The organism is Duganella sp. Leaf61, assembly GCF_001421905.1.
GTDB lineage: Bacteria > Pseudomonadota > Gammaproteobacteria > Burkholderiales > Burkholderiaceae_D > Rugamonas > Rugamonas zoogloeoides.
In genome coordinates, this window is sequence record NZ_LMLM01000029.1 from 470,402 (window position 1) to 482,847 (window position 12,446).

Here is a 12,446-nt window from a genome sequence, read left to right on the forward strand (position 1 = left end):
CAGCCCTTAACCGTTACGCGGGGTTTCGCCGCGCTCTTCCAGCAGCGCTTCGCTGCGCAGGTACAGCTCGCGCAGGCGTTCCAGCGTTTCCGGCTTCGGCTCGGCCCACATGCCGCGCGTGGCCGCTTCCAGCAGGCGCTCGGCAATGGCGTTCTGCGCCCATGGATTGGCCTCCTGCAGGAACTGCTGCATGGTGGAGTCGAAACCGTACGACTGCGCCACGTCTTCGTACATCCAGTCGTCCATGACCTGCGCCGTGGCGTCGTAACCGAACAGGTAATCGACGGTGGCGGTCAGTTCCAGGCCGCCCTTGTAGCCGTGGCGCTGGATGCTGGCCAGCCATTTGGGATTGACCACGCGCGAGCGGAACACGCGCAGGGTTTCTTCCTTGAGATCGCGTACCTGGGCGCGCGACGGATCGTGGCTGTCGCCAAAATAATGGCGCGGCTGCTGGCCGCTCAGCGCGCGGATGGTGGCAATCATCCCGCCATGGAATTGCAGGTAGTCGTCGCTGTCGAAAATATCGTGTTCGCGGTTGTCCTGGTTGTGCAGCGCGATCTGCACGCCGTTCAGACGGGTGCGGAAGGCGTCGCGCTGGTCCGAGCCCTGGGTACCGCGCGCATACGCATAGCCGCCCCAGTTGACGTACGCCTCGGCAAAATCCCCATCGGCTTCCCAGTTGCGGTGCTGGATCAGCGGCAGCACGCCGGCGCCATACGCTCCCGGCTTGGCGCCGAAGATGCGGTAGGCGGCGCGCGTTTCCGCTTCGCCCTGCGCCACGCCTTCGGCCATCAAACCGGCCAGTTCGGCCAGGTAGTGCTTGCGCACGAAGTTGTGCGTGAGCGGCTCGTCCAGCTGGATCACCTGGTTGACGGCATCGTCCACCAGGTCGATCAGTTGCGGGAAGGCGTCGCGGAAAAAGCCGCTGATGCGAGTGGTGACGTCGATGCGCGGGCGTTTCAATTCGTCGAGAGGAATCACTTCCACGCCGCTTACCTGGCGGCTTTCGGCACGCCACACCGGGCGCACGCCTAGCAGCGCCAGGATCTGCGCGACATCGTCGCCGTGGGTGCGCATGGCGCTGGTGCCCCAGATGCTGATCGCCACGCTTTCCGGGTACTCTCCGGTCTCGCGGTGGTAGCGCTCCAGCACCTCACGCGCCAGTTGCTGCCCCACCCGCCAGGCCGATTGCGACGGCACGCTGCGCGGATCGACCGAATAGAAATTGCGGCCGGTTGGCAGGATGTGGGCCATGCCGCGCGTGGGCGAGCCACTCGGGCCGGCCGGCACGTAGCCGCCTGACAGGCCGTGCAGCAGGTTGTCGATTTCGTCGGTGGCGCGGGTCAGGTTCGGCACCAGGTCGGTGCAGGCGAATGCCAGGATCTTGCGCAAGCCGTCGAAACGCGCAGCGCCGGACGGCTTGACCGGCGCCGGCGCCGCAGGTTTGACAGCGGCCACTTTAGGACGCGGCTTGCCCATCTGCGACAGCACATTGGCGGTAGGTTTCAAGACCGGCTGCAAAAGCGGTGCGGCAGGCGTGGCGGCATCGAGTTCGGCAAACACCGCAGCGAGCACGCCGTCAATGCGTGCGGCATCGTAACCGGCCTCGCCCAGCGCCGTGAACAGGCGCGCGCACAGCAAGTCCACCGCTTCCAGCGCATTGGCGCGCGAGACCACGGCGCGGCCCGAGATGCGGGCGAGCGCGGGATCGACGTTCAGGCGCCGGCCCTGCTGGTCGAGCAGCATGTCCATGTTCAGACCGAACAGACCGGCGATTTCCGCTTGCAGGCCCGGGATATCGAGGTTGGGCAGGCGCGTGAGCGAGACCAGCATGTCGGGCATTTGCGTGTCGTCCGGCCGTCGGCCCAGGATGTGCAAGCCGTCGCGGATCTGCGCCGAACCGAGTTCGCACAGGTAGCCGTCGAGGTCCTCGATCAGGTGGGCGACGTCGGAGCCGCCCATGGCCGACAGCGCGGTCGGCAGTTCGCCGTCGTGTGCGTGATCGTGGCCATGATGATGGTCGTGATCGTGATTGTGATGATGCCCATGATCGTGCCCGTGTTTGTGCCCATGATTGTGGTCGTGAGGTCCGTGCGCGTGCCCGTGGCCGTGCCCATCCCCATGATCGTGCCCATGCTCATGGTCGTGATCATGATGCAGCAACCGCATCTGCAAATCCGTATCGAGGTTGGTCTGCTTGACCAGTTCCCAGATCTGCTGCTGCAACAACGGCAGCTTGGCGGGATCGAGCACTTCGACCTGGTAGTACTCGTCCACCAGTTGCGTCAGCTGTGCCAGCGCGCCGTAGGTATCGGCCGTGGTCATCGGCGGCGTCAGGTGATCGACCACCACCGCGTGGCCCCGGCGCTTCGCTTGCGAGCCTTCGCCCGGATCGTTGATGATGAACGGGTAGAACAGCGGCAGGTCGCCCAGCAGCGCGTCGGGGAAGCACTCTTCCGACAATCCGACGCCCTTCCCCGGCAGCCACTCCATGGTGCCGTGCTTGCCCACGTGGACGATGGCGTCCGCCTGCCACACGTCGCGCAGCCAGCGGTACAGGGCATAGTAATGGTGGGTGGGCGGCAGGTCGGGCTGGTGGTAGATCGCGTCCGGGTCCATGCCGTAGCCGCGCGGCGGTTGCAGCGCGACGAAAGCGTTACCGAGCTCGATGCCGGCCAGCGCCACGTGGCCTTCGTGCACATAGGCCTCGCCGGGGGCGGCGCCCCACTGCCTGGTCATCTTGTCCTGCATGGCCTGCGGCATTTCGTCGAACCACTGCTGGTACTGGGCTGCCGGCACCCGGCCGGTGGCGCCGCGCATCTGCTCTGCCGTCAGGTAGATATTGTCGTACGAGCAGCGTGCCACCAGGTCGTGGATCAGCGCGGTGCCGCTTTCCGGCAGCTCGCCGATTGTGTAGCCGGCCTGCTTCATCGATTCGAGGATGCGCATCAGCGAGGCTGGCGCATCGAGCCCCACGGCGTTGCCGATCTGCGACGCCTTGCTGCTGGAATTGGTGAACATGAAGGCCACGCGCTTCTCGGCGTTGGGTACGCGCTTGAGGCGTGCCGCGCGCCAGGCAATGCCGGCGATGCGCGCCACGCGGTCGGGCAGCGGATCGTATTCGACAGCGTCGCCCGGCATACCGGCGGTGCGCGCCTTGAACGACAGCGGCACCGTGATGATGCGGCCGTCGAACTCCGGCAGCACCACGTTCATTGCTGCGTCGAGCGGGTTGAGGCCGCGCGCGGACTGCTCCCACTGCGGCAGGGTCATGCCGCTGGTGATCGCTTGCAGCACCGGCACATCGAGTTGCTCCAGCACGCCCACCGACCAGCCGGCCGGCGTGGGGCCACCCGGCGTGATCTCGCCCATGGCGAACGACGTGGTGTTGATCAGGACATCGACGTGGGCGCGGGTCACAGCGCCATCCACGCTGCCGAAGTAGCGCAAGGCGTCGGGCAGCTTGCCGTTACCGTCGCTGGCGCCGGACCGCAGCGATGCGGTAAATACCGGCAGCACGTTCATGCCGCGCGCTTCGAGGGCGTTCAGCAGCGCGTCGATGAAGCGCGTATTACCGCTCATCCAGTGCGCGCGGTAGAACACGATGCCCACGCTGGGGCGCTGCGGATCGGCCAGCGCCTGCCACGCGGCCAGATCGGCGCAGTGCGCCAGGTCCGGGTGATAGATGCCATGGTCGGGCAACGCGAGCGCCGTCTCGAAGCCGAAACCGGTCAGCAGCAAATGGTCGGACAGAAAACGCAGCAGGTGCGCCAGGTTGGCGCTGCCGCCGGCCCGGAAGTACTGCAAGGTCGTATCCAGCACGTCGGAACGCACGGTAGATACGGCGGCCAGTTCGGGATCAGGTTCGCCGGTACCGCTGACGACGATCAGGTGGCGGCCCTGGCGCCGCGCATGCTCGACCAGGTCCGAAAAACCGGGCACGCCGCCCAGCCGGCCCAGCACCCGCACCACGATCACGCGCGCTGCGCGCAATTCGCCGTCGAGCAGTTGTGCCAGGGTCGATTCTTCACCGAGCGCCTGCAGGTTTACGCCCATCACGGGACCGAAGCCTTCGGGCATTTGAGCCTGTGCCTGGTGCAGCACGGTCAGGTCGTTGGAGGCGTGAGTCAGCAGCGCCAGATCAGACTCACTGCGGCGCAAATTTAAAGATTCATTCATTTCGGTCCAGGTTCGCAGGTGTCGCCCACGCCCAGGCGGTGGAAGACCAGGTCGGATACTTCGCGTCCACCCAGCAGATGTTCGTGGACGATGCGCTCGGCGTTGGCTTCATTTACGCGCTGGTACCACACGCCTTCCGGATACACCACCACCACCGGTCCCTCGAAGCGGCACGCGACCATGCAATGGGTGCGGGTACGCTTGACGGCCAGCTCGGGATGTTCGTCGATCACCTTGCCCATGTGTTCAAACACGGCCTGCGCGCGGCCTTCTTTCGGCTCGCAGCGCGGACCGACGCACATGAAGATGTGGCGGTGGTGGGTTCTCATGAATCAGGCGAATTTTTTGTAGAAGTAGCCAGTCAGCCCGCCCAGTGCCAGCCAGAACACGGCATTGGCCAGCGCGGTGGCGATGATGAAGGAACCAGCCAGTTCGGGCGGTGCTGCCATCGAGTGCACAGGAGGCTGCGGCGCCCCCACCAGGTGCGGCACGAACAGCAGCGCCACGGCGCCCACCTTGAACCACACGTTGCGGCTCCAGACCAGCGCCCCGAGCGCGACAGCGGTGGAGAACGCGGTGCAGATCCACCAGGCCTGGCGCGCCGACACCGGCGCAGCCAGGGTGCCCGGCAATTCGGGCGGCAGGCCGAGCGACGGCGCGATGAAGAACACGGCGTAAGCAGCTGCGCCCCACAGCATGCCGCTGCGCCAGGTCACCGCACCGCCGCGCAGGCAGATCATGGCAGCCAGCAGCAGTGCGTAGCCGACCCCCATGCTGACATCGGCCAGCGCCGTGTAGGCGGTGCGCTCGACACCGTCTTCCGGCTCCCAGCCGCCATGGCTGTGCGCTTCTTCCGCCGCGCCATGAGCATCGTGGCCATGCGCGTGCGGCGCCACATCGGCGGCATGCGCATGTTCGGCGGGGGCAGGAGCAGATTCAGATGCAGGAGCGGCCTCCTGCGCCTTTTCAAAGACCTCGGCCTGCTGGATGATGGGAATCACCTGCAGGTGCTGCACGCCGGTCAGCAGCAAGCCGGCGACGATGCCGGCGGCAGCAGCCGTGCGCACGATGCCGTTGAAAATGCCGGCCGGCGCCCCGGCGCCATTGCTGGCGCGGCTTAGTGGCACGGGAAGCCCGCCGAGTGGCGGCTGTCGTGGGCAGCATTGTGCAGCGCTTCCATCGACGCGAAACCGGCGCCGAACAGCAGCACGGCGCCAAGTCCGGCGGCGCACAGCGCGGGGATCATCTTTTCGCGCAGGGTGACGAGGCGATTGGAAACTTCGGCTTGACCGGAGATGACTGGGGTGACGGGCATGATCTTCCTTCCAGGGTGCGTGGATACGTGGAAGTACGCGGAGGAAGGACAGCGGGGAAGCGGCCGGAGATGCATCGGAACGGATGAACAGGGCGGCGCAGCACTCACCCGTATCGCCCTCCGCAATACAAACGTGTTGACGGCTACTGGCTGGTTTCCGGGCTGACGAGTGGATTGCTCCTGGCAGTGCGCCTTCCCATGCTTGCGCACAGTGGCTGTTGCACTTCCTTGACCTCGACTACCGTTGCGGGGGCAGCGCCGGCATGGCCCTGGTCGGGCGCACCGGCTTCCCATTTAAATATGCAGAACCGGATCACACCCGATGTCCGCGCATACCAGAAGCTTGACTACCGGCGAAGTATAGGGGCGGCACAAGGGAATTGCAAGGCGTTCAGCCGTCCACCGGTGCGGCGGGCGTGGGCAGAATCAGCTGGTAAAACGCCAGGTCCAGCCAGCGCCCGAACTTGAAGGCCGCGTGGCGCACGGTGCCGGCGTGGACAAAACCGAGCTGCTCGTGCAGGGCAATGCTGGCGCGGTTGTCGGCGTCGATGCCGCCCACGATGGTGTGCAGGTCGGCCTGCCCTGCTGCTGCGATCACCTGTTCCAGCAGCGCGCGGCCCAGGCCCTTGCCGCGCTGATCGCCACGCACGTACACCGAATGCTCGACCGCGTACTTGTTGGCCGGGTAGCCTCGGAAGGCGCCATAGCTGGCAAAGCCGAGCAGCGTGCCGCCGGCGTCTTCATAGCCGATCACCGGGTAGCCGCCGGCGCGCTTGGCCGCGAACCATTTGTTCATGGTGTCCAGCGTGCGCGGATGGTATTCGTACAGCGCCGTCGAATTGGCGATGGCGTCGTTGAAGATATCGAGGATGGCTTGCGCGTGGCGTTCTTCGGTACAGCTGACGAGATGCATGGAGGCTCCGTAATAGATAGGCGACATGATAGTCGAAAATCCCACGGATACAACGCCACCGGCCCGATCGGCTACGTAGCATCACCTATTTTCTTGCTATTGAGACACAAATTTTCCCTGCTGATGTAACATCGCAGGCAGCCCCCATCATCAGAACCAGAAGAACCATGCGCGCACCCTCGATCCGATCCCGCCTGCTGTACCTCGTGGTGGCGTGCATTGTGCCGGCCTCGCTGATGGCGATCCTGCTGATCGCTTACGATTACACGCAGGCGCGCACCGCTTTCATCACCGGCGCCATGGCCACCGCGCGGGCCAATGCGACTGACGTGGACAAGGAGTTCGCCACCGTGGAGGCGGCGCTGCGCGCGCTGGCCACCTCGCCCGACCTGGCGCGCAACGACCTGGCCGCGTTCTACGCGCAGGCGCGCGGCCTGGCGGGCGCCCAGAACATGCTCAACATCGTGCTGGAAAATGCCAGCGGCCAGCAACTGCTCAACACCTTTGTGCCATACGGCGCCGCACTGCCGCCGCCCAACGTGGGGCAAGCGCTGCTCCACATCCAGCAGCACGAGGCGACGGCGATTTCCAACCTGTTCGTGGGCGCCGTCTCGCAGCGCCACGTGGCGTCGATCGGCATACCGGTGCGGTACGCCACGGGCGAGCCGGACACCGTGGGCGCGCTGAGCGCCACTGTCACGGTGGAGCGGTTCAACGCCCTGCTGGCACAGCAAAGCTACCCGCAGCACTGGATCACCAGCATCCTCGATCGCGAAGGCATCGTGGTCGCGCGCAGCCAGGACATGCAACGCTTCGTGGGCTACAAGGCGCTGCCCGAGGTGATGAAGCGCATGCACGAAGGTTTCGAAGGCGCGATCGAAACCAGCACTCTCGATGGCAAACCGATCCTGGCCGTGATGACACGCGCGGGCGCTTCCGGCTGGACGGTCGGCATCGGCATTCCGCTCGAGGTGCTCAATGCGGAACTCAATCGCAAGCTATGGCTGCTGGTACTGGTAACCGTCGTCATGCTGGTGGCAAGCCTGCTGACTGCCTGGCGCATCGGTAACCGCATCACGCAGTCGATCGGCGCGCTGGTGGCGCCGGCCATGGCGCTGGGGCGCGGCGAACCGGTGGCAGCAGCCAGATACGGTCTGCGCGAGGCCAACGAGGTGGGCAACGCGCTGGTCGATGCGGCGCGCATGCACGCGCTGGCGCGCCACCAGGCCACGCACGATCCGCTCACCGGCCTGGCCAACCGCGCCATGTTTTGCGAGTTCCTGGAGCGGCAAGTGGAACTGTGCGCGCGCTCGGGCGCGCCCCTGTCGCTGCTGTACCTGGACCTCGACCGCTTCAAGCATATCAACGACACCTACGGTCACGGCGCCGGCGACCTGCTGCTCACCGGCGCCGCCGCGCGCCTGCGCGCTGAATTGCGCAAGTCGGACCTGGCGGCGCGCCTGGGCGGCGACGAATTCGCCGTGGTACTGGTGGGCAGCGACGCTGCCGATACCGCGCTCGTGGTGGCCAAACTGGAAACCAGCCTGGGCCTGCCGCACCGCATCGAAGGACACGAACTGGTGGCCGGCGCCAGCATCGGCGTGGCGATGCTGGCGCCGCCGGGTAGCGCGCCGCGCAAGCCGGTCACGGCCGCCCAACTGGTGGCCGACGCCGACGACGCCATGTATCGGCGCAAGGCCGAACGCAAGCTCGCGGCGCGGGATCAGTCCTTGCCGGCTGCTTCGATGTAGATCTCGTCGGCACAGCCCTGCACCCGCGCCGGCGCCGGCTGGGCGTTGCCCACCATGGCCGCCAGGTCGCGGTCGGTGCCGAATTCCAGCGGCAGCGACACCCGGATCTCCTGCAGGTACTTGCGCTGGCTGCACACCAGCGTCAGGCTTGCGGCCACCTTCTCGCCGTGGCGCGCTTTCACGCGCGCGAAAAAGTCGTCCACCCGGATGCTCTTGCCGGTGCTGCCCAGGATGATCTTGCCCACTTCCGAATCGTTGACCACCCGCACTGCCGATACGGCCTTGATGAAGTAGTCGTCCGGGCCCAGTTCCTGGCACTTGCCATGCTTGTTCCATTCATACGCGCCAAAGGTGCGTTCGTAGTAGAAGTTGGGCATCCACGGCGCCACCTTGGCGATGGTGTCCTTGGACAGCGAGAACGGCGGGCCTTCGCAGCTGCCGTAGCGCGTGCCGCACTCCTTCTTGTTCGGCCACAGGCCGTGCAGGCTCAACGTCTTCGCTTCAAGCTTGCCGCCGTTCATGGCGTCGCATTCGGGCTTGGTGCCCTTGAACAGGAAGTGTTCGCAAAAGCCCGGCTGCCAGGTCACGGCCAGCACATAGCTGTCCTGGCGGTTGGCGATGCTGCACGACCCGCCGTCCGCCGCCGGATCGCTGCCGCGCGGCGGCCGCGTGGAGCGCGCCTCCATCGGTTCGAGCACCGCCGCGCCGCAGTCGCGCTGCACCCAGCGCAGCTTCGGCTCGGCGCCCGGCACTTCCACCCGCACCCAGTCGTAGTCCGCCTTGTTGATCTCGCGCACCGTGTAGCCCTGGCCTGCCGTCACCTGCGCGGCCCCGGGATTGGTACGCTTGGCGAACGACGCGTAGGCCTCGCAGCGCTTGTTCGCGGTGAAAGTGCCGGTGGCCGCTTCGCTGGCGGCGGCGCCAGTGGCAAAGCAGGCAAGCAGGATGGTCAGGGTAATGCGCAACATGGATAACTCCGCAGGAAGGGGAGCCGGCATTGTAGCCGAGCGCCGCCGGACCGAAGCCGGCGTTGTCGATTAGCCACGATGCAAGCAAAATGGTAGCGCATGACATTTTGCGAAATCTTTCTGTTGACAACAACTTGGCAACGCTTCTACACTCAAATGGTCGCGGTACCATAATAAATACAGGGCTGCGGCAGATAACAAAAAAGCAGTCAAAAAAACCATTAGGAGACAGCAATGCCCAGTACCCTCACCCCAACCGGCGGTGGCCGCCGCGTGCCCGCCCGCCTGGCCTGTGGCCTCACCATGATGGCCGGCCTGATCGCCCAGGCCTATGCCCAGCAACCGACCGCACCCACCGCGCCGGTGGACGAAGCGACGATCCAGAAGGTGGAGGTGAGCGGCTACCGCAACAGCCTGATCTCGTCGGCCAAGGACAAGAAGGAAGCGGTAGGTTTCCAGGATTCGATCAACGCCGAGGACTTCGGCAAATTCCCGGACAAGAATATCGCCGAGTCGCTCAGCCGCATTCCCGGCGTGGGCGTCTCGCGCGACGTCACCGGCGAAGGCATGAACATCCAGATTCGCGGCCTCGGTTCGAGCTTCACCAAGATCCTGCTGAACAATGCGCAGATCGCGGTGGCGTCGTCCGGCCCGATCGATGGCCAGAACAGCAACCGCGAGGTCGATCTCGACCTGCTGCCCACCGACCTGTTCACCAAGCTCACGGTGAGCAAGAGCCCATCGGCCAGCATGCTCGAAGGCGGCGCCGCCGGCGTGGTGAACCTGCGCAGCGCACGCCCGTTCGACAAGGAAGGCCGCACCGTGGCCATGAGCGTGACCGGTACCCGCAACCAGATCGCCGACAAGACCGGCGGCCGGGGTTCGCTGCTGGCCAGCCAGACCTGGGGCAAGACCTTCGGCATCCTGGGCGGCATTTCGGTGTCGCGCCAGGAGATCCGCACCACCGGTTTCGAATCGGTAGGCTGGACCAACCCGAACCTGAGCGCCACCCAGAACACTTCGCCCACCCGCAACAACACCGGCGGCGGCAACTGGAACATCCCGGCCGTGGTGCCGGCCAATGCGGGCAACGGGCTGGTGCCGGGCACGGTGATCGACCAGGCCTTCCTGCTGCAGCACAATCCGGGCCTGACCATCCAGCAGATCGACAACGCCATCCTGCCGCGCCTGGGCCGCACCATGGACTACTTCGGCACCAAGGACAAGCTCTCGGCGATTTTCAGCAGCGAATACCGCCCCACCGACGACCTGCACTTCTACGTCGACACGATGTACAGCAAGCGTGACGACAAGGCCCAGCGCGTGGCCTACAACTGGGCCGTGCGCAACAACGGCGTCATCCCGCTCAACATGACCGTGGACCGCAGCGATTGCAGCGCCGGCTGCACCGTCACCGGCGGCACTTTTGCCAACTCGCTCAATTTCATCGAGTACGGCCCGCGCCGCGACAAGGTGGACCTGCTGGGCATCAACCCCGGCATGGAATGGACCATCACGCCCAAGCTGAAACTCGATGCGCAAGTGAACTACACGCGCAGCCGCTTCACCCACGAAGCGCCGACGGTGATGCCGATCACGCCTGCCAACAGCGGCAATACGGTCACCTATGACAACAACGGCGGCGGCATCCCGAACATCACTTCCAGCCTCGATCTGAACAACCCGGCCAACTACGCGTGGGCCGGCGGCCGCGTCAACATCGCCAACGAGCTGCGCGAAACCCGCACCAAGGGCGCCCACACCGACCTGACCTGGGGCGACCGCGCCTTCAACATCAAGGCCGGTATCGCCTACGACGACATCAACCGCCGCATCCGCGCCCAGGAAAATTCGGCCGCGTGGCAGGCCGCCGTGTGCGGCAACAATCCGAGCGTGCTGCTGGCCGGTCCCAATGGCGGCCCTGCCTGCAACGGCGCCAATACGCCGGGCGCCAGCGCCGCCGCGCTGTACCCGGGCTTCGGCACCGGCTACACCGCCGGCCGCACCGACGCCCTCACCTACGGCGGCTCGCTGATCCCGCAAACCGCGCTGGCCAGCTACATCGTGCCCGGCCCGTACGGCCGCCCGATCATCGACTGGGACCGCTTCCGCAAGGATTCCAACTACGACACGTACAACAACAACGCACCGTTTGCCACGTCGTCGTCCACCGGCGCCAGCGCCGGCTTCATCGCCGAAAAAACCACCGGCATCTACACCGAGCTCAATGGCGAAGCCAAGCCGTGGGGCCTGGACCTGCGCTACAACGCCGGCATCCGCTACGTGCGCACGCGCCAGGAGGTGGGCTCGTACAATTCGTTTGCCGATCCGCGCAACGCCACCCTGCCGCTCAACGGCAGCAAGTACCCGAACGTGGACCAGTGGGTATACCAGGAGACTACCTACAACAACACGCTGCCATCGGCAACCGCCGCCCTCAACCTGCGCAGCGACATCGTGGCCCGCGCCGCCGTCTCGCGCAGCATGACGCGCGCCGACCCGAACGCGCTGCGCCCCGGCATCAACTTCTCGTCGCCGTCGGCGGACATCGGCACCATCGGCAACCCGACCCTGAAACCGTACCTGTCCGATAATATCGACCTGGGGCTCGACTGGTACACGGGCCGCGAAGGCTACGTGAGCGCCACCGTGTTCCAGAAAAAGGTGGCCGGCTTCACCGCCAACGAAAACCTGACACTGCCGTTCACCGACCTGGCGGCATTCGGCATCAACTACAACAATCTCACGCCCAACCAGCAAAGCGCGATCAACGACCGCGGTGGTCCGAACGCCGCCAACGTCGTCATGACGCGCACCCGCAACGCCAGCGGCACCCTGCGCATCCGCGGCCTGGAACTGGGGTGGGTGCAGCCGCTCGACAAGCTGCTGCCATTCAAGGGCCTGGGCTTCAACGAAACCGTCACCTTCATCACGCAGCGCGCCAACGGCGAAGGCAGCCAGGGCTTCGTGGCGCTGGGGGTACCGAAGCGTACCAACAACTTCTCGCTCTTTTACGAGAACTACGGCTACTCGGCGCGCCTGTCGCACACGTTCTCCAAGGGCAGCCAGGTATCCACCGGTAACCAGAACGGCATCGCACTGGCCAACCTTTACGTGAACGACTACAAGCAGCTCGATTTCTCGTCGAGCATCGACCTGGAACAGGTGCTGGACCGCGACGGCTGGCCGACGCTGACGTTCGACATCGTCAACCTGAACCGCGACGCGAAGCAGACCTACTTCCAGTTCTCGAACGCCCGCTTCACCGAGTATGCCCCCGGCCGCACCTATTCCTTCGGCTTGCGCAAGAAGTTCTGATG

General features: G+C 65.6%; 8 protein-coding genes and 1 riboswitch. Of the genes, 2 read left to right on the plus strand and 6 right to left on the minus strand.

Features of this window, described 5'->3' with window-relative positions; all coding sequences use genetic code 11:
• Window positions 1-6: 6 nt before the first annotated feature.
• From ASF04_RS20095 to ASF04_RS20115, 5 genes are all read right to left on the minus strand, one after another.
• The gene (locus tag ASF04_RS20095; RefSeq protein ID WP_056145740.1) at window positions 7-4,179 is read right to left on the minus strand and encodes a cobaltochelatase subunit CobN; all 4,173 of its coding nucleotides are present in this window, start codon (window positions 4,177-4,179) and stop codon (window positions 7-9) included.
• Window positions 4,176-4,508, minus strand: coding sequence for a ferredoxin (locus tag ASF04_RS20100; protein ID WP_056145742.1), 333 nt, complete (start codon window positions 4,506-4,508; stop codon window positions 4,176-4,178). The genes ASF04_RS20095 and ASF04_RS20100 overlap by 4 nt, the downstream gene beginning before the upstream one ends.
• Window positions 4,509-4,511: 3 nt before the next feature.
• Window positions 4,512-5,306 (minus strand): CbtA family protein, encoded by a 795-nt coding sequence (locus ASF04_RS20105; RefSeq protein ID WP_229205135.1) that lies wholly within the window; start codon window positions 5,304-5,306, stop codon window positions 4,512-4,514.
• Window positions 5,297-5,494 carry a CbtB domain-containing protein gene (locus ASF04_RS20110; RefSeq protein WP_056145746.1) on the minus strand — a complete coding sequence of 66 codons (198 nt, stop codon included), beginning with the start codon at window positions 5,492-5,494 and terminating at the stop codon, window positions 5,297-5,299. Before ASF04_RS20110 ends, ASF04_RS20105 begins: the two co-directional genes overlap by 10 nt.
• Window positions 5,495-5,624: 130 nt before the next feature.
• Window positions 5,625-5,822: riboswitch (cobalamin riboswitch) on the minus strand.
• 63 nt (window positions 5,823-5,885) lie between these two features.
• A complete protein-coding gene (locus tag ASF04_RS20115; RefSeq protein ID WP_056145749.1) occupies window positions 5,886-6,407 on the minus strand; it encodes a GNAT family N-acetyltransferase in 522 nt (173 codons plus the stop codon).
• 167 nt (window positions 6,408-6,574) lie between these two features.
• On the opposite strand from ASF04_RS20115, the gene ASF04_RS20120 reads away from it, so the two are divergent.
• Complete coding sequence (locus ASF04_RS20120; RefSeq protein ID WP_056145753.1) at window positions 6,575-8,158, plus strand: sensor domain-containing diguanylate cyclase; 1,584 nt, start codon at window positions 6,575-6,577, stop codon at window positions 8,156-8,158.
• On the opposite strand, the gene ASF04_RS20125 is transcribed toward ASF04_RS20120, so the two are convergent.
• On the minus strand, window positions 8,131-9,126 hold the full coding sequence (locus ASF04_RS20125; protein WP_056145757.1) for a ribonuclease I: 996 nt from the start codon (window positions 9,124-9,126) through the stop codon (window positions 8,131-8,133). The two genes, ASF04_RS20120 and ASF04_RS20125, sit on opposite strands and share 28 nt — an antisense overlap.
• 234 nt (window positions 9,127-9,360) lie before the next feature.
• Here ASF04_RS20125 and ASF04_RS20130 point away from each other — a divergent pair, with 234 nt between their 5' ends.
• Complete coding sequence (locus ASF04_RS20130; protein ID WP_082488886.1) at window positions 9,361-12,444, plus strand: TonB-dependent receptor; 3,084 nt, start codon at window positions 9,361-9,363, stop codon at window positions 12,442-12,444.
• The last annotated feature ends 2 nt before the right edge of the window (window positions 12,445-12,446 follow it).